This is a genomic window from Citrobacter sp. T1.2D-1 (genome assembly GCF_950098555.1).
GTDB lineage: Bacteria > Pseudomonadota > Gammaproteobacteria > Enterobacterales > Enterobacteriaceae > Citrobacter_A > Citrobacter_A telavivensis.
This window is the reverse complement of the sequence record NZ_CATNHH010000016.1, coordinates 1-16565: the sequence shown is the minus strand read 5'-3', so window position 1 is coordinate 16565 and position 16565 is coordinate 1. Positions and strand designations below refer to the sequence as shown.

Here is a 16565-nt window from a genome sequence, read left to right as displayed (position 1 = left end):
CGGAGCCGTATTGGCTCCGCCAGGGGAAGCCAATGACTTTCTGGAGCATTTTGCGCCAGCGCTGCTGGGGACTTGTCCTTGTCGTGGCCGGCGTTTGCGTCATCACTTTTATTATTTCGCACCTGATCCCCGGCGATCCGGCGCGCCTGCTGGCGGGCGACCGGGCAAGCGAAGAGATTGTCGAGAACATTCGCCAACAGCTTGGGTTGAATCAACCGCTGTACGTGCAGTTTGCCCGCTACGTAGGCGATGTCTTTCAGGGCGACTTAGGCATTTCGATTCGCACCGGACGTCCGGTGATGGAAGAGCTGCGCGTTTTTTTCCCGGCCACGCTGGAGCTGGCCTTTTGCTCGCTACTGCTGGCGCTGGTCATCGGTATTCCGTTAGGCATCCTCTCCGCCGTCTGGCGTAATCGCTGGCTGGACCATCTGGTGCGCCTGATGGCGATCACCGGTATTTCAACGCCGGCTTTCTGGCTGGGCCTGGGCGTTATCGTGCTGTTTTACGGACAACTGCACATTTTACCGGGAGGCGGACGACTGGATGACTGGTTGGATCCGCCGACGCATGTCACCGGGTTTTATCTGATTGATGCCCTGCTGGAAGGCAACGGCGAGGTCTTTTTCAATGCGCTACAGCATCTGATTTTACCGTCGCTGACGCTGGCGTTCGTTCATCTGGGGATTGTGGCACGGCAAATTCGTTCTGCGATGCTGGAACAGCTCAGTGAAGATTATATCCGCACGGCTAAAGCCAGCGGTCTTCCCGGCTGGTACATCGTACTGTGTTACGCCCTGCCCAACGCGCTGATCCCGTCGATCACCGTACTTGGACTGGCGCTGGGCGATCTGCTGTATGGCGCAGTACTGACCGAAACTGTTTTTGCCTGGCCCGGTATGGGCGCCTGGGTGGTAACGTCGATTCAGGCGCTTGATTTCCCGGCGGTGATGGGCTTTGCCGTGGTGGTCTCTTTTGCTTATGTGCTGGTCAACCTGGTGGTCGATCTGCTCTATCTGTGGGTGGACCCACGCATCGGGCGCGGAGGTGCTGAATGATGTTAACCGAAGAGACCCCGACGCCGGTTCGCGCGACGCGTCGGCGCATAGACTGGGCCAGACTGTTCTGGCTGATGAAGGGCAGTCCGCTGACCCTAATTGGCGGGGCGATCATTGTCCTGATGCTGTTGCTGATGGTGTTGTCGCCGTGGCTAACGCCTTACGATCCGAATGCCATTGATTTAAGCGCACGGTTGTTGCCACCGACGGCGACGCACTGGTTCGGAACGGATGAGGTCGGACGGGATCTGTTCAGTCGCGTGCTGGTGGGCAGCCAGCAGTCGATTGTCGCCGGGCTGGTGGTGGTCGGGATTGCCGGCGGCGTTGGCTCACTGCTCGGTTGTCTGTCCGGCGTGATGGGCGGTCGCGCTGACGCCATCATCATGCGGATGATGGATATCATGTTGTCTATCCCCTCTCTGGTGCTGACGATGGCGCTGGCCGCCGCGCTGGGTCCGAGCCTGCTTAACGCGATGCTGGCAATTGCCATTGTGCGCATTCCCTTTTATGTGCGACTGGCGCGCGGACAAACGCTGGTCGTGCGCCAGTTTGCCTATGTGCAGGCTGCCCGCACGTACGGTGCCTCCCGCTGGCATTTGATCAGTTGGCACATCCTGCGCAACTCGCTGCCGCCGCTGATTGTGCAGGCGTCGCTGGATATCGGCAGCGCCATCCTGATGGCGGCAACATTGGGCTTTATCGGGCTTGGTGCCCAGCAACCGAGCGCAGAATGGGGGGCAATGGTGGCGATTGGCCGCAACTACGTTCTCGATCAGTGGTGGTATTGCGCCTTCCCCGGTGCCGCCATCCTGATCACCGCCGTCGGTTTTAACCTGTTCGGTGACGGGATCCGCGATCTGCTGGATCCGAAAGCAGGAGGAAAACAGTGATGACTCAACCGGTGCTGGCAATAGACGATTTACACTTAAGCTTTCCGGGATACAAAGCCGATGTTCATGCACTGAGCCATGTGTCGCTGCGCATTCATCGCGGCGAGATTGTCGGCGTGGTGGGCGAATCAGGCTCCGGGAAGTCGGTCACGGCGATGCTCACCATGCGTCTGCTGCCGGAAGGCAGCTATCGCATCCATCAGGGGCGCGTCTCGTTACTGGGCGAAGATGTGCTGAACGCCAGTGAGAAGCAGATGCGCCAGTGGCGCGGCGCCCGCGTGGCGATGATCTTCCAGGAGCCGATGACGGCCCTCAACCCGACGCGCCGTATTGGCCAGCAGATGGTTGAGGTGATTCGCCACCACCAGACGGTGAGTCGTGCGCAGGCCCGCGAAAAAGCGATTACCCTGCTGGAAGAGATGCAGATCCCCGACGCCGCCGGGGTGATGAGCCGCTTTCCGTTTGAGCTTTCGGGTGGGATGCGTCAGCGGGTCATGATCGCCCTTGCCTTCTCCTGCGAGCCGGAACTGATCATCGCCGATGAACCTACCACCGCGCTGGACGTCACCGTGCAGTTGCAGGTGCTGCGGTTGCTGAAGCACAAAGCCCGCGCCAGCGGTACGGCCGTGCTGTTTATCAGTCATGACATGGCGGTGGTGTCGCAACTGTGCGACCGGCTGTACGTGATGTATGCCGGAAGCGTCATTGAAAGCGGCCCGACCGATGCCGTGATTCACCATCCGACCCATCCCTATTCGATTGGCCTGCTCAAATGTGCGCCGGAACAGGGTGAACCGCGTCAACCGCTGCCGGCAATCCCAGGCACCGTGCCGGATCTCACCTGTTTGCCGCACGGCTGCGCGTTTCGGGATCGCTGTTTTGCCGCGGGTCCGCTTTGCGAAACGATACCCACCATGAGCCCCCTCGGCGCTGGCGACCAGCGGTCAGCCTGCTGGTATCCCCATCTGGAGAGTTCCCATGTCTGAAACATTACTGGCCTTAGAAGATGTGCACGTTGATTTCCCGGCGAAGAAAAACTGGCTGGGACGGGTGACCGAACGCGTGCACGCGCTCAACGGGATGGATTTACAGATCCGTCGGGGCGAAACGCTGGGGATCGTGGGCGAATCCGGCTGCGGTAAAAGTACGCTGGCGCAGTTACTTATGGGAATGCTGAAACCCAGCCAGGGACAGTATCAGCAGGACTCCGCGTCGACCGAAATGCAGATGGTGTTTCAGGACCCGCTCTCTTCGCTGGATCCGCGTCTGCCCGTCTGGCGGATAATCACCGAACCGGTGTGGATCCACAAGCGCAGTAGCGAGCGGGAGCGTCGGGCGCTGGCCGCCGCGTTAGCAAGCCAGGTCGGGATCCGCCCGGAATATCTCGACCGTCTGCCACACGCCTTCTCCGGCGGGCAGCGTCAGCGTATTGCTATTGCCCGCGCGCTGTCGTCAGAACCGGACGTGATCGTGCTGGATGAACCCACATCTGCGCTGGATATTTCCGTTCAGGCGCAGATCCTGAACCTGCTGGTTGCACTGCAGGCCAGTCGCAATCTGACCTACATTCTGATCTCGCATAACGTCTCGGTGGTACGTCATATGAGCGACCGGGTGGCGGTGATGTACCTCGGGCAAATCGTCGAACTCGGCGACACGGCGCAGGTACTTACCACCCCGGCACATCCTTATACCCGTCTGCTGCTGGATTCCGTGCCAAAAACCGGCGCGCCGCTGGCCGAAGAGTTGGTGATTCGCAAAACGGAGTTGCCCGGCAACCGGGTTCTGCCGGTGGGGTGTTTCTTTCGTGAACGGTGTCCGCTCGCCGGTAGCGGATGTGAAAACCGACAGGTGCTACGCAGACTTGATTCGGGAATCGACGTGCGCTGCTGGCGTGCCGGATAGCGCTAAGCTGGTGCGTGATGTTGGGTTGTACAGTAAGGCTTTTATGCCCGGTTCGCATCACGCGACCGGGCAATACTGTCGCTATGACTTCAGTTGATAATCGAGGGTGATTTCCGTTTTCAGCACCTGCGAGACCGGGCAGCCGGCTTTCGCTTTCTGGATGATACCGTCGAAGGTGGCGGCATCGATTCCCGGCACCTTCACTTCGCTGTGTAGCGCAATTTTGGTAATGGCAAAACCGGCATCGACTTTATCCAGCGACACGTCCGCCGTGGTGTCGATAGCCTCTGGCGTGAAGCCTGCTTCGCCAAGCATCAACGACAGCGCCATTGAGAAACAGGCGGCATGCGCCGCGCCAATCAACTCTTCCGGGTTGGTGCCTTTCACCCCTTCAAAGCGGGTATTAAAACCATAAGGCTGCTGGTTAAGCACGCCACTTTCCGTCGAAACAGTGCCTTTTCCGCGTTTGATGTCGCCTTCCCAGTGTGCCTGACCTTTCTTATGGATAGTCATCGTTCTCTCCTTTTTATCGTCGGGATAACAAGTATAGGACGTTCAGCAGATTTTGTGGCGGTTAGCAGAGACTTCTTAATTCCCCGCTTACACATTGACCTTTCAGAGAAAATGGCCGACCATCAATCAGGTCGGTATTTTTCTGTATCGTCGACCTTAAGGGTTATATTTCGTCCGAAGTCATATGGACTCATCCTTGAAACCAGTAACAGGATAAAGGAGTTAGAATGAAATCGAACCGTCAGGCCCGTCATATTCTTGGACTGGACCATAAAATCTCCAATCAGCGCAAAGTGGTGACTGAAGGTGAAAAATCCAGCGTGGTGAACAACCCTACCGGCAGAAAACGCCACGCAGACAGCAAGAAGTAACCGTACAGCCCGAATATGACGATAAACACCATCGCAACCGCGATGGTGTTTTTGCTTACAAAAAGCCTTAATCCATTCGCAATGCTTTATACTCTGTGCCCGATACCCTGGTGGAATGGCGACGTATTATAAAAAGTGCCAGGGACGGATATCCAAAAAAGAGTGAGTGACATGGAAACCAAAAGCAAAAAAATGCGTTCCCTTTATATTCCTTACGCTGGCCCGGTACTGCTGGAATTTCCCTTACTGAATAAAGGCAGTGCGTTCAGTACGGAGGAACGCCGTAACTTCAACCTGCTGGGGTTACTGCCGGAAGTGGTCGAATCGATTGAAGAACAGGCGGAACGTGCCTGGATCCAGTATCAGGGATTCAAAACGGAAATCGACAAGCACATCTACCTGCGCAATATTCAGGATACCAACGAAACCCTGTTCTACCGACTGGTTCACAACCATCTCGATGAGATGATGCCGGTTATCTATACCCCGACGGTAGGTGCTGCCTGTGAACGTTTCTCCGAGATTTATCGTCGCGCGCGCGGCGTGTTCATCTCCTACCAGAACCGCCACAACATGGACGACATTCTGCAAAACGTACCCAACCACAACATCAAAGTAATCGTGGTGACCGACGGCGAGCGTATCCTCGGTCTTGGCGACCAGGGGATCGGCGGGATGGGCATTCCAATCGGGAAGCTTTCACTGTACACCGCCTGTGGCGGGATTAGCCCTGCCTATACCCTGCCTGTGGTGCTGGATGTGGGAACCAACAACCCGCAACTGCTCAACGATCCGTTGTACATGGGCTGGCGAAATCCGCGTGTCACCGATGATGAATACTATGCGTTTGTCGATGAATTTATTCAGGCGGTTAAGCACCGTTGGCCGGACGTTCTGCTGCAGTTCGAAGATTTCGCGCAGAAGAACGCCATGCCGCTCCTTAACCGCTATCGCGACGAAATCTGCTCCTTCAACGACGACATTCAAGGCACCGCTGCGGTTACCGTTGGTACGCTGATCGCCGCCAGCCGAGCGGCAGGTAGCCAGCTCAGCGAGCAGAAAATTGTCTTCCTCGGCGCGGGTTCCGCCGGTTGCGGTATTGCCGAGCAGATAGTTGCTCAGATCCAGCGTGAAGGTTTGAGCGAAGAGGCCGCGCGCCAGAGAGTCTTCATGGTGGACCGTTTTGGCCTGCTGACCGACCAGATGCCGAATCTACTCTCCTTCCAGACCAAACTGGTGCAGAAACGTGAAAATCTGCAATCGTGGGACAGCGACAACGACGTGCTGTCGCTGCTTGACGTAGTCCGTAACGTTAAGCCCGATATTCTGATCGGCGTTTCCGGACAAACCGGTTTGTTCACCGAAGAGATCATCCGCGAAATGCACAAGCATTGCCCGCGCCCGATCGTGATGCCACTGTCTAACCCCACCTCGCGTGTGGAAGCAACGCCGCAGGACATCATCGCCTGGACGGAAGGTAACGCGCTGGTCGCCACCGGCAGTCCGTTTATGCCCGTGGTCTGGAAAGACAAAATCTATCCTATTGCCCAGTGTAACAACGCCTATATTTTCCCCGGGATTGGGCTGGGCGTGATTGCCTCCGGCGCATCCCGCATTACCGATGAGATGCTGATGTCCGCCAGTGAAACGCTGGCCCAGTACTCGCCGCTGGTACTCAACGGTGAAGGGCTCGTGTTACCGGAACTGAAAGACATTCAGACCGTCTCGCGCGCCATTGCGTTTGCCGTCGGTAAAATGGCACAACAACAGGGCGTGGCGGTGAAAACCTCTGCCGAAGCGCTGTTGCAGGCTATCGAAGAGAACTTCTGGCAGGCGGAATATCGCGATTATCGTCGTACTTCCATCTGATGAACTGCCCGGTGGCGTACGCTGCCGGGCCTTCAGGCTTGCGCTGTCTCATCACTTGCGCTTACACTTTCACCATCGATTAACATTCGGATAAATAAAAGGAGGATACTTATGCTGTACTGTGAACGATTCATCGCTTCACATGCTTTTGGCGATCGCCAGTGCTCAAGCGTTATCGGTATCGTGCTGCGATAACTTCTGCTTGAGCGAAGCTAACTTCTGAATTCCCCTTCTCTCGGGCTTACCGGGTTATCGTCAGCGATGTTTGACGAGGCGTTTTTACGCCTGTAACTCTTGAGTAAGCAACAATGAGCACATTACTAACCGCACAATCCCTGCACGTTGATACGGCGTTCGGCACGCTTTTCGACGATCTGACGTTTACCCTGAAAAAAGGCGATCGCATTGGGCTTATCGGCTACAACGGTTGCGGCAAAAGCACACTGCTTAAAATTCTCGACGGTTCAATTGCCCCGACCGGCGGAACCCTGGCGCTGGCGAACCATTGCCATCTTGCCCGTGTTGAACAACATTTGCCTGATGAGATCCTGCCGCTGACGTTACAGGAAGCCGTGTTGGCTCAACTTCCTGAACATGAACGCCCCAGTCAACTCTGGCAGGTCGACACCTTGCTCGCGCAGATGGGCTTCCGTGTCCAGGATCGACAACTGACGGCGCAGACCCTGAGCGGCGGTCAGCATACGCGTCTGCTGCTGGCCCGCGCGCTGATGCGCCAACCAGACCTTCTGCTGCTTGACGAACCGGGTAACCACCTGGATTTGCCGACGCTACTGTGGCTGGAACAGTTTTTACAGAACTGGTGCGGCAGTTTCGTGGTGGTGTCCCACGATCCGCACCTGCTGGATGCGATCACAAACGGCACGTGGATCCTGCGCGATCGTACCCTTCATACCTTTGCGTTGTCCTGTAGCGCGGCCCGGCAGGCGCTGATTGAGCGCGATGCCAGCGACGCGTTACGCCATAAGGCGGAACAAAAGGAGATCGACCGCGTCACCGCCAGCGCTAAACGACTGGCAACCTGGGGGAAAGTGTACGACAACGAAGATCTGTCGCGCAAAGCGAAGCAAATGGAAAAGCAGGTGTTACGTCTGAAGGAGGTGCAAACGGATCTGACGGCAGGAAGTCAGTGGTCACTAACATTACACGGAGACGCACTGCGAGCAGACCGTCTGCTGGAATTATCGCACCTGTCGGTCATGCCTGCCCCGGACGCGCCAACGTTGTTTACCATTGCAGGCATCCGCCTGAAGTGCGGCGATCGGGTGGCGATCGTCGGGCGTAACGGTTGCGGTAAATCCTCGCTGTTAAAACTGATCTGGCAGCATTATCTGACGGAGCAGACGTCAGATTCACTGCGCCTTCACCCTCGCGTTTCACTGGGCTACTACGACCAGACGCTGCATCAACTGCCGGATAATGCGTCGTTGTTTGACGCCCTTGAACCGTTCGCCCCGCAACCGGACATCCGCAAAATGGCGCTGATAAGCGCGGGATTCCCGTGGATTCGCCATTCGCAATCGGTCAGTACATTAAGCGGCGGCGAGCGTTCGCGCCTGCTGTTCGTCGGACTGTCGCTGGCGCGCTATAGCCTGCTCATGCTGGATGAACCGACTAACCATCTGGATATGGAGGGCAAAGAAGCGCTGGCGCAGACGCTACAAACCTTTGAGGGCGGCGTGCTGCTGGTCAGTCACGATCGTCAACTCATCAGCCAGAGCTGTAATCGGTTCTGGTTTGTTGACGACGGTGAACTGAGCGAATGGCACGATCTGGAAGCCGTCTATGCGCATATCCGGCAGACCACAGCGGAACTTTCGTCGGCTGATGTGAAAGATGACGGTCCGCTTGCCCTGGAGCGCATTGACGAGGAAGACCTGTTGGAAAAACTGCTCGCGCTTGAGCAGCGTCTGGCTGAGGATCTGGCCCGTAAACCCAGACACCAGAAGCCGCAGTTACAGGCTCAATGGCGTAAAGAGATAGACGACCTCACCGCACGTCTTTAACCCTCAATGCCCGGTAACGTGATGTTTACCGGGCAATTTGCGTAGCGCTTTCCAGTATTCATCCCCTCTCCTTTTCTCTTTGCTCATTTCGCCAGACAATCACGCACACGACGGCGAAAATTGTTGCGCCACACGGAACATAATGCTACTGTTCCTCCTGAAGGAACGAGGTGAACTGGATGATCATGAATTTCAGGCACAAGGGATTACGCGACCTGTTTCTTCACGGCAAAACGTCAGGTGTGATGACAAATCACGTCAGACGTTTACGACACCGCCTTGCTGTGATTGATGCCGCAGGCTGCGTGAACGATATCAACATGCCCGGTTACCGACTGCATCCCCTGAGCGGCGATCGCGATGGCGTCTGGGCGATTTCGGTTTCAGGCAACTGGCGTATGACGTTTGAATTCGTCAATGGCGATGCGTACATTCTGGATTACGAGGATTATCACTGATGAAAATGGCGAATCATCCCCGCCCCGGGGATATCATTCAGGAAGCGCTGGACGAACTGAACGTCAGTTTGCGTGAATTTGCCCGAGCAATGGAGATTGCGCCCTCAACGGCAAGTCGGTTACTTACGGGCAAAGCGGCCCTGACCCCGGAAATGGCGATCAAACTCTCGGTAGTGATCGGCAGTTCTCCGGAAATGTGGTTGAATCTGCAAAATACCTGGAGTCTGGCGCAAGCGCAAAAAAGCGTGGACGTTTCCCGCCTGCGCCGGCTGGCCGCGCAGTAAAGGCGTTGCATGCCGGACAGGCAAACACACCGTCCGGCAGATTCACTTATTGCTGAGGATTTTTCGCTTTCCAGGCGTCCCATGCCTGTTTGATTTCCTGCTTCGCGGTCGCCGCGTCGTTAAAGCCGTTCAGCTCCACTTTCTTACGCCCTTCCGGTAACGCTTTATAGACACGGAAGAACGATTCCAGACGCTGAACCTCAATTTTTGGCAGGTCGGCCAGTTCCTTGATGTCGTCATACGTAGGATCAATTTTGCTGGCGGGAACCGCCACAATTTTGTCATCCTTCTCGCCGCCATCAATCATCTTCAGTACACCAATCGCGCGCAGCTTGATCAGCGTTCCCGGTGCCATCGGAGCGCGGGTGTAGAAAATCACGTCCAGCGGATCCCCATCGCCCGCCAGTGACTGGGTCAGTGAGCCGTAGTTTGCCGGATAAGCGACCGGCATCGACTGGAAGCGGTCCGCGAAGATGAATCCGGTTTTAGCGTCGGTTTCGTATTTAATGATCCCACCGGCCGGAATTTCCGTCACGGCGTAAAACTCTTCCGGATTGTTCTCCGGTTGTGGAAAATCGAGGATGTTCTGCGCCTGAACTGACGCACAAAGAAGTACGCTTACCGCGACTAATTTTTTGACCAGATGCATTGTCGGTTAACTCTTCGGTTATTTGTGAAGACAACACGTTACGTTTAGTCGATGTCAGGATCATGACGTTTTTATGGCAAAAAAAAGGCACTACTTGTGTAGCGCCCCTTTAATCTGAAAAAAAGAGAATTAGCTTAACCCTTCTTCACTCTCTTTTTTTGCTTCTGCCTTTTCGATGTCACGATACCAGCGCGGGTGGTGTTTCTTCGCCCAGCGGCGACTCACCTTCCCTTCAATCATCCCTTTAATCGATCCCTTCACCCAGAATGCCATATACATATGGATGAGGATGGCGTGAATCAGAACGATCCCCGCCGCCGCGTGGATCAGCAGGCTGTAACGCACCACCTGCATCGGGAAGTATTGCGCGAAGTACGGACGCCAGATGATCACGCCGGTCACCAGCAGCACAAAAATCATGCTCATAATTGACCAGAACATCATCTTTTGTCCGGCGTTATATTTGCCGACATCCGCCACTTTATGTTCGTTGCCTTTCAGCACTTCAACAATGTTCTTCAGCCACGGAAGGTCTTTCTTATCCGGGATGTTGTGATGGACGAAACGAACAAACATGAACATCAGCGCGACAAAAATCGCCACGCCAAAGAACGGATGCAAAATACGTCCCATCTGCGGCGTACCGAAGGTTTGCGTCAGCCATTGCAGCGTCGGGAAGAAAAACGAAATCCCCGACAGCGCCACGAGGAAGAAGCAAATCACCACCGTCCAGTGACAGGCGCGGTCGATGAACTTCGTGCGCACAATCATTTTCGACTTACTCATGATGGTCCTCCTCGTCATCGTCCACTTCTTTGTTCGGGCCAATACCGATGTAATGATAGATAAGCCCGGCAAAAGTGGCGATAAATCCGGCCGCCGCCAGGGGTTTCAGCGCCCCTTTCCACAGATTGATAGACGTGTCGACTTTCGGTTCGTTCGGCAAACCGTGATAGAGCTCCGGCTGATTCGCGTGATGCAGAACATACATCACGTGCGTACCGCCTACGCCCTGCGGGTTATAGACGCCAGCATGTTCGTAACCGCGCGCCTTCAGCTTTTCGACGCGCTGCTCGCCCATTTCCAACATCTGTTGCTTGGTACCGAAATGAATCGCCCCGGTCGGACAGGTTTTGACACAGGCCGGTTCCTGACCCACGCTGACGCGATCGACGCAGAGTGTGCATTTATAGACGCGGTTATCCTCTTTATTGAGGCGCGGAATATTAAATGGACACCCGGCGATGCAGTAGCCGCAGCCAATGCAGTGTTCGGACTGGAAATCGACAATCCCGTTGGCGTACTGGATGATTGCCCCGGCAGACGGGCACGCCTTCAGGCAGCCCGGATCTTCACAGTGCATACAGCCGTCTTTACGAATCAGCCATTCCAGCTTGCCGTTCTGCTCGGTTTCGCTAAAACGCATCACCGTCCAGGACTTGGCGCTGAGATCGGCGGGATTGTCATACACCCCGACACAATGCCCCACGTCATCACGGATGTCGTTCCACTCAGAACAGGCCACCTGGCAGGCTTTGCAGCCCACGCAGGAGGTGACGTCAATGAGTTTGGCGACCTCGGCTTTGTAATCACGCGCCTGCGGCGGCGGCGTGATCGCGTTCGTTGCGGACTTTTTGATGATGTCCTGCGTTTCCAAAGACATATGCTCGCCCCCTTACGCCTTCTCGATGTTAACTAAAAACGCTTTGTACTCCGGCGTTTGCGAGTTTGAGTCACCGACGTTTGGCGTCAGGGTGTTGGCGATATAGCCTTTACGCGCAACCCCTTCAAAGCCCCAGTGCAGCGGGATCCCGACGGTTTCAACCTGCTGACCGTTGACGTGCAGCGTTCGCAGACGACGCGTAACCACCGCAACCGCGCGAATGAATCCGCGCTTGCTGCTTACCGTCACGTAGTCGCCATTGCCAATGCCTTTGGCGGCGGCCAGCGTTTCGCTGATCTCCACAAACTGTTCCGGCTGCGCGATGGCGTTCAGCAGCGCGTGCTTGGTCCAGGTGTGGAAGTGCTCGGTCAGACGATAGGTCGTTCCGACATACGGGAACGCGTCTTTCTTCCCAAGGCGCAACACGTCATCTTCATAGATGCGCACGACCGGGCTGGAAACGACGTTCGGATGCAGCGGGTTGGTTCCCAGCGGCGTTTCCATCGGCTCGTAGTGTTCCGGGAACGGCCCCTCCGCCAGCTTATCAAGGGCAAACAGACGCCCCAGCCCTTCCGGCTGCATGATAAACGGCCCGGTTGCGCTGCCCGGAGGCGCGGTGTTGAAGTCCGGGATATCATTACCCGTCCATTTCGCCCCGTCCCACTGGATCAGCATGCGTTTCGCATCCCACGGCTTACCGTTGATATCCGCTGAGGCGCGGTTATACAGCACGCGACGGTTCAGCGGCCATGCCCATGCCCAACCCAGCGTATTGCCCAACCCTGACGGGTCGGCGTTATCGCGGTTGGCCATCTGGTTGCCCTTCTCCGTCCAGCTACCGGTGTAGATCCAGCAGGAAGACGAGGTCGACCCGTCATCACGCAGTTGTGCGAAGCTGGTGAGCAGTTGCCCTTTCTTCGCGATTAGAACACCGTTGGCGTCATAGAGATCGGCCAGCGCATAGCCGTTGTTCTCTTTCGCCACCTCTTCTGACTCTGGATGATCCGGCTGTTTGTAGTCCCAGCGCATTTTCAGCAGCGGTTCCACGCCTTTACCCCCCTCTGTGCGATACATCTCGCGCAGACGATGGAACAACCCGGCCAGAATTTCGCCGTCGTTACGTGCTTCACCCGGAGCATCCTGACCTTTCCAGTGCCACTGCAGCCAGCGTCCGGAGTTGGCGATAGAACCATCTTCTTCGGCAAAACAGGTGGACGGCAGACGGAATACTTCGGTTTGAATCGACGCCGGGTCAACATCGTTCGACTCGCCGTGGTTCTGCCAGAAGGTTGAGGTTTCAGTCACCAGCGGATCGATAACCACCAAGTACTTCAGCTTGCTCAGGCTGCGAACCACTTTGTTTTTGTCCGGGAAGGACGCCACCGGGTTAAAGCCCTGACAGATATAGCCGGTGACTTTCCCGCTATCCATCATGTTGAAGTATTTGATGACGTCGTACGCCTGATCCCATTTCGGCAACCAGTCAAAGCCCCAGTCATTCTCTTTGCGTGCATCATCGCCGTAGAACGATTTCATCAGGCTGACGGCAAACTTCGGATAGTTGCTCCAGTAGTTCACCTGGTCGGGCAGCGTGGCCTTTGGCGTGTTGGCGTTCAGCCAGGTCTGCCAGTCGCTCTGTTTTTCTGACGGCAGCGTCAGATAACCCGGCAGGCTGGTAGAGAGCAGACCTAAGTCGGTTAAGCCCTGAATGTTGGAGTGACCGCGCAGGGCGTTAACGCCGCCGCCTGCCATCCCCATGTTGCCGAGCAGCAGTTGGATCATCGCCATCGTGCGAATGTTCTGCGCCCCGACCGTGTGTTGCGTCCAGCCCAGCGCATACAGGAATGTCGTGGTACGATCCGCCGCACTGGTGGAGGCCAGCACGTCACACACTTTCAGGAAGTCAGCTTTCGGCGTCCCACAGATGTTCTCTACCACCTCCGGCGTATAGCGGGAAACGTGCTGTTTCAGCAGATTCCATACGCAGCGCGGATGCGACAGGGTTTCATCGCGTCTGGCATAGCCGTTTTCATCGAACTGGTAGTTCCAGGACGACTTGTCGTACTGCCGTTTTTTCGCGTCATAACCGCTGAATAAACCGTCGTCAAAGGTGAAATCATCCCGCACCAGCAGGCTGGCGTTGGTGTAATGCCTGACGTATTCGGCGTTAATTTTGTTATTTTCAATCAGATACCGCAGCACGCCGGACAGGAACGTAATGTCCGTGCCAGAGCGAATCGGCGCATAAATATCGGCAACCGAGGCGGTACGGGTGAAACGGGGATCGACAACAATCAGCGTGGCGTCATTGTTGTTCTTCGCTTCCATCGCCCAGCGGAATCCCACTGGATGGGCTTCCGCGGCGTTACCGCCCATCACCATCACGACGTTCGCGTTTTTGATATCAACCCAGTGGTTGGTCATCGCACCGCGACCAAATGTTGGAGCAAGACTTGCTACCGTTGGTCCGTGTCAGACGCGCGCCTGGTTGTCTACTGCCAGCATGCCGAGTGAGCGCACAAATTTTTGCGTCAGCATGCCAGTTTCATTACTGGCAGCGGAGGCACAGAGCATCCCCGTGGAAAGCCAGCGGTTTACCGTTACGCCCTGTTCGTTTTTCTCAATAAAGTTGGCGTCACGGTCAGCCTTCATCAGTTTAGCAATGCGGGTGAGTGCCTCATCCCAGCTAATGCGCTGCCATTTATCGGAGCCTGGCGCGCGATATTCCGGGTAACGCAGGCGGTTTTCGCTATGGACGTAATCCAGCAGACCGGCACCCTTCGGACACAATGCGCCACGGCTCACCGGATGATCCGGATCCCCTTCGATATGATAAAGCGCTTCTTTGGCGTTTTTTGCTCCATCTCCCAGGCTATACATTAATAGCCCGCAACCTACGGAACAGTATGTGCAGGTGTTTCGGATCTCTTTCGCGCGCAACAGCTTATAATTTCGCGATTGAGCCAGTGCCATTTTGGGCGTAAATCCCAACGCAGCAACCGTTGTTCCAGCCATACCGCCCGCGCAGATTTTAAAAAACTTTCTGCGGCTGACGTTCATTGCTTTCCCTCTTTTTCCAGAGTTGTCATGTCGCCGAGGAAACTAACAGCAATACCCGTATTTTTTTTGAGTCAAATCAATAACGAAACGGTTCCGCTACTAAATAGTCCCAATTGTCGGTTTTATATACCACCAAGGTGGTAATACCTCCTCAGCATTCGCCTGGATAAATCCGCTAAAAAAGTGCTATATATTTCAACTTCTTTTTTGATAAGGCATGGAAAACGGCAAACAGAATGACGAAACAAAAAGCAACGCTGATTGGACTTATTGCCATTGTGTTGTGGAGCACAATGGTGGGTCTGATTCGTGGCGTCAGTGAGGGACTTGGGCCAGTTGGTGGTGCGGCGGCAATCTATTCATTAAGTGGGCTGCTGTTGATATTTACCGTGGGATTTCCCAATATCCGTCGTTTCCCTGTTGGTTATTTAATCGCCGGTAGCGTGCTGTTTGTCAGTTATGAAATATGTCTGGCGTTATCGTTGGGCTATGCCGCTACCCGTCATCAGGCGATTGAGGTCGGTATGGTCAATTATTTATGGCCAAGTCTGACGGTGTTATTCGCGATTCTGTTTAACGGTCAAAAAACCACCTGGATAATCGTTCCCGGCGTCCTGCTCGCAATAACCGGTATCTGTTGGGTGCTGGGTGGAGAAAACGGTCTGAATCCTGGAGAGATTATCAGCAATATCACCAGCAGTCCGTTGAGCTACTTTCTCGCCTTTCTCGGCGCGTTTATCTGGGCGACCTACTGTACCGTGACCAATAAATACGCGCGGGGGTTTAATGGCATTACGGTTTTTGTTTTACTGACGGCACTCAGTTTGTGGGTCCACTATTTTCTGACGCCGCAGCCCGAAATGATGTTCAGTACGCCGGTGGTGATTAAGCTCGTCTCTGCCGCGCTGACGCTGGGCTTTGCCTATGCCGCCTGGAACGTGGGGATTTTGCACGGAAATGTCACCATCATGGCGGTAGGTTCTTATTTCACACCGGTGCTGTCATCTGCGCTGGCAGCCGTGCTGTTGAGCGCCCCGCTGTCGTTCTCCTTCTGGCAGGGTGCCATTATGGTTTGCATTGGTTCGCTGCTCTGCTGGTGGGCCACACGCCGCGCGTAACGCTATCACCGGGTCGCCCCCCTTTTCTGACCCGGACATCATCCTTCGCGAGACAATAAATCAACTGTCGTTCCTTAGGATATTTACTGATTGTTAGAAAATTCTTATTCGCTTTTTTCGATCGCCCTGCCATACCTTTATTATGGAGCTGATTCAGGTTTATTTATTTCCTTACAACAGAAATATTAAGTTTTTATACTTATGTTAAATTTATGCTAACAAGACGCTAAATAATTAAATGATTTCGCTGATTTACAATTATTAACGCGTATATAATACACATCGGTAACTAACTCATATAATAACCGATAACCCGTATATAGTCCCCTGCGTAAATATTGCATAGATAGTTATTTCCAGGAATTTCCGCGCCTCAGATTTGACTTAAGGCGATCTGGATCACACAAATAGAAATAATCTGCAATTCCATGAAACTTATTATTGAATTGGTACTGCTGCGTACCTTAAAAATAGTTTGCCATTGATGAAGCGATTCGTTCGGCAATGGTTCAGGAATCACACCAAGAAAATTATAAGGATTGTTAACAATGAAACTTAAATTAGTTGCAGTGGCAGTGACTAAATAGCTGCGCGGAATAGTAGATCACTGAAAGGGAACTCAGCCCGGATTGTGCGATCTGATCAATCGCCAAACCAACCAAAACCACCAACCGGACTGAGCGATGCCGATCATAGCACCAATACC

The 16565-nt window shown here is 54.8% G+C and carries 15 protein-coding genes; 10 read left to right on the top strand and 5 right to left on the bottom strand.

Annotated elements, in window-relative coordinates; genetic code table 11:
- Positions 1-32: 32 nt before the first annotated feature.
- From QQZ17_RS14790 to QQZ17_RS14775, 4 genes are read left to right on the top strand one after another with little or no spacing between them, the layout of a single operon-like run.
- Positions 33-1055, top strand: a complete 1023-nt coding sequence (locus tag QQZ17_RS14790; RefSeq protein WP_152404681.1) for an ABC transporter permease — start codon at positions 33-35, stop codon at positions 1053-1055.
- Positions 1052-1945, top strand: a complete 894-nt coding sequence (gene ddpC, locus QQZ17_RS14785; protein WP_152404679.1) for a D,D-dipeptide ABC transporter permease — start codon at positions 1052-1054, stop codon at positions 1943-1945. Before QQZ17_RS14790 ends, ddpC begins: the two co-directional genes overlap by 4 nt.
- The gene (locus QQZ17_RS14780; RefSeq protein WP_152406331.1) at positions 1945-2931 is read left to right on the top strand and encodes an ABC transporter ATP-binding protein; all 987 of its coding nucleotides are present in this window, start codon (positions 1945-1947) and stop codon (positions 2929-2931) included. Before ddpC ends, QQZ17_RS14780 begins: the two co-directional genes overlap by 1 nt.
- On the top strand, positions 2924-3850 hold the full coding sequence (locus QQZ17_RS14775; RefSeq protein WP_152404677.1) for an oligopeptide/dipeptide ABC transporter ATP-binding protein: 927 nt from the start codon (positions 2924-2926) through the stop codon (positions 3848-3850). The genes QQZ17_RS14780 and QQZ17_RS14775 overlap by 8 nt, the downstream gene beginning before the upstream one ends.
- 81 nt (positions 3851-3931) lie before the next feature.
- Here the strand turns inward: QQZ17_RS14775 and osmC are convergent, their stop codons facing one another.
- Positions 3932-4363 (bottom strand): peroxiredoxin OsmC, encoded by a 432-nt coding sequence (gene osmC / locus QQZ17_RS14770; protein WP_152404675.1) that lies wholly within the window; start codon positions 4361-4363, stop codon positions 3932-3934.
- A gap of 227 nt (positions 4364-4590) precedes the next feature.
- Between osmC and sra the strand changes: the two genes are divergently transcribed.
- From sra to QQZ17_RS14745, 5 genes are all read left to right on the top strand, one after another.
- Positions 4591-4734, top strand: coding sequence for a stationary-phase-induced ribosome-associated protein (sra, locus tag QQZ17_RS14765; RefSeq protein WP_061077521.1), 144 nt, complete (start codon positions 4591-4593; stop codon positions 4732-4734).
- Positions 4735-4905: 171 nt separating this feature from the next.
- Positions 4906-6603 (top strand): malate dehydrogenase, encoded by a 1698-nt coding sequence (maeA, locus tag QQZ17_RS14760; protein ID WP_152404673.1) that lies wholly within the window; start codon positions 4906-4908, stop codon positions 6601-6603.
- Between the two features lie 308 nt (positions 6604-6911).
- On the top strand, positions 6912-8627 hold the full coding sequence (locus QQZ17_RS14755; RefSeq protein WP_152404671.1) for an ABC-F family ATP-binding cassette domain-containing protein: 1716 nt from the start codon (positions 6912-6914) through the stop codon (positions 8625-8627).
- Between the two features lie 179 nt (positions 8628-8806).
- A complete protein-coding gene (locus QQZ17_RS14750) occupies positions 8807-9085 on the top strand; it encodes a type II toxin-antitoxin system RelE/ParE family toxin (RefSeq protein WP_152406330.1) in 279 nt (92 codons plus the stop codon).
- The gene (locus QQZ17_RS14745; protein WP_152404669.1) at positions 9085-9369 is read left to right on the top strand and encodes a HigA family addiction module antitoxin; all 285 of its coding nucleotides are present in this window, start codon (positions 9085-9087) and stop codon (positions 9367-9369) included. The genes QQZ17_RS14750 and QQZ17_RS14745 overlap by 1 nt, the downstream gene beginning before the upstream one ends.
- A 46-nt stretch (positions 9370-9415) precedes the next feature.
- Here QQZ17_RS14745 and QQZ17_RS14740 read toward each other — a convergent pair whose 3' ends face one another.
- From QQZ17_RS14740 to fdnG, 4 genes are all read right to left on the bottom strand, one after another.
- Positions 9416-10018 carry an inorganic diphosphatase gene (locus tag QQZ17_RS14740; RefSeq protein WP_152404666.1) on the bottom strand — a complete coding sequence of 201 codons (603 nt, stop codon included), beginning with the start codon at positions 10016-10018 and terminating at the stop codon, positions 9416-9418.
- A gap of 129 nt (positions 10019-10147) precedes the next feature.
- Complete coding sequence (fdnI, locus tag QQZ17_RS14735; protein WP_152404664.1) at positions 10148-10804, bottom strand: formate dehydrogenase-N subunit gamma; 657 nt, start codon at positions 10802-10804, stop codon at positions 10148-10150.
- Complete coding sequence (gene fdxH, locus QQZ17_RS14730; protein WP_152404662.1) at positions 10797-11681, bottom strand: formate dehydrogenase subunit beta; 885 nt, start codon at positions 11679-11681, stop codon at positions 10797-10799. The genes fdnI and fdxH overlap by 8 nt, the downstream gene beginning before the upstream one ends.
- 12 nt (positions 11682-11693) lie before the next feature.
- Positions 11694-14741: a formate dehydrogenase-N subunit alpha gene (gene fdnG, locus QQZ17_RS14725; protein WP_152404660.1), complete on the bottom strand. Its 3048-nt coding sequence runs from the start codon at positions 14739-14741 to the stop codon at positions 11694-11696.
- Between the two features lie 236 nt (positions 14742-14977).
- Between fdnG and yddG the strand changes: the two genes are divergently transcribed.
- Positions 14978-15859, top strand: a complete 882-nt coding sequence (gene yddG, locus QQZ17_RS14720; RefSeq protein WP_152404658.1) for an aromatic amino acid efflux DMT transporter YddG — start codon at positions 14978-14980, stop codon at positions 15857-15859.
- Positions 15860-16565 lie beyond the last annotated feature (706 nt).

Coding starts and splice junctions, on each gene's coding strand:
- QQZ17_RS14790 (WP_152404681.1), top strand. CDS start 33: ATGACTTTCTGGAGCATTTTGCGCCAGCGCTGCTGGGGACTTGTCCTT.
- ddpC (WP_152404679.1), top strand. CDS start 1,052: ATGATGTTAACCGAAGAGACCCCGACGCCGGTTCGCGCGACGCGTCGG.
- QQZ17_RS14780 (WP_152406331.1), top strand. CDS start 1,945: ATGACTCAACCGGTGCTGGCAATAGACGATTTACACTTAAGCTTTCCG.
- QQZ17_RS14775 (WP_152404677.1), top strand. CDS start 2,924: ATGTCTGAAACATTACTGGCCTTAGAAGATGTGCACGTTGATTTCCCG.
- osmC (WP_152404675.1), bottom strand. CDS start 4,363: ATGACTATCCATAAGAAAGGTCAGGCACACTGGGAAGGCGACATCAAA.
- sra (WP_061077521.1), top strand. CDS start 4,591: ATGAAATCGAACCGTCAGGCCCGTCATATTCTTGGACTGGACCATAAA.
- maeA (WP_152404673.1), top strand. CDS start 4,906: ATGGAAACCAAAAGCAAAAAAATGCGTTCCCTTTATATTCCTTACGCT.
- QQZ17_RS14755 (WP_152404671.1), top strand. CDS start 6,912: ATGAGCACATTACTAACCGCACAATCCCTGCACGTTGATACGGCGTTC.
- QQZ17_RS14750 (WP_152406330.1), top strand. CDS start 8,807: ATGATCATGAATTTCAGGCACAAGGGATTACGCGACCTGTTTCTTCAC.
- QQZ17_RS14745 (WP_152404669.1), top strand. CDS start 9,085: ATGAAAATGGCGAATCATCCCCGCCCCGGGGATATCATTCAGGAAGCG.
- QQZ17_RS14740 (WP_152404666.1), bottom strand. CDS start 10,018: ATGCATCTGGTCAAAAAATTAGTCGCGGTAAGCGTACTTCTTTGTGCG.
- fdnI (WP_152404664.1), bottom strand. CDS start 10,804: ATGAGTAAGTCGAAAATGATTGTGCGCACGAAGTTCATCGACCGCGCC.
- fdxH (WP_152404662.1), bottom strand. CDS start 11,681: ATGTCTTTGGAAACGCAGGACATCATCAAAAAGTCCGCAACGAACGCG.
- yddG (WP_152404658.1), top strand. CDS start 14,978: ATGACGAAACAAAAAGCAACGCTGATTGGACTTATTGCCATTGTGTTG.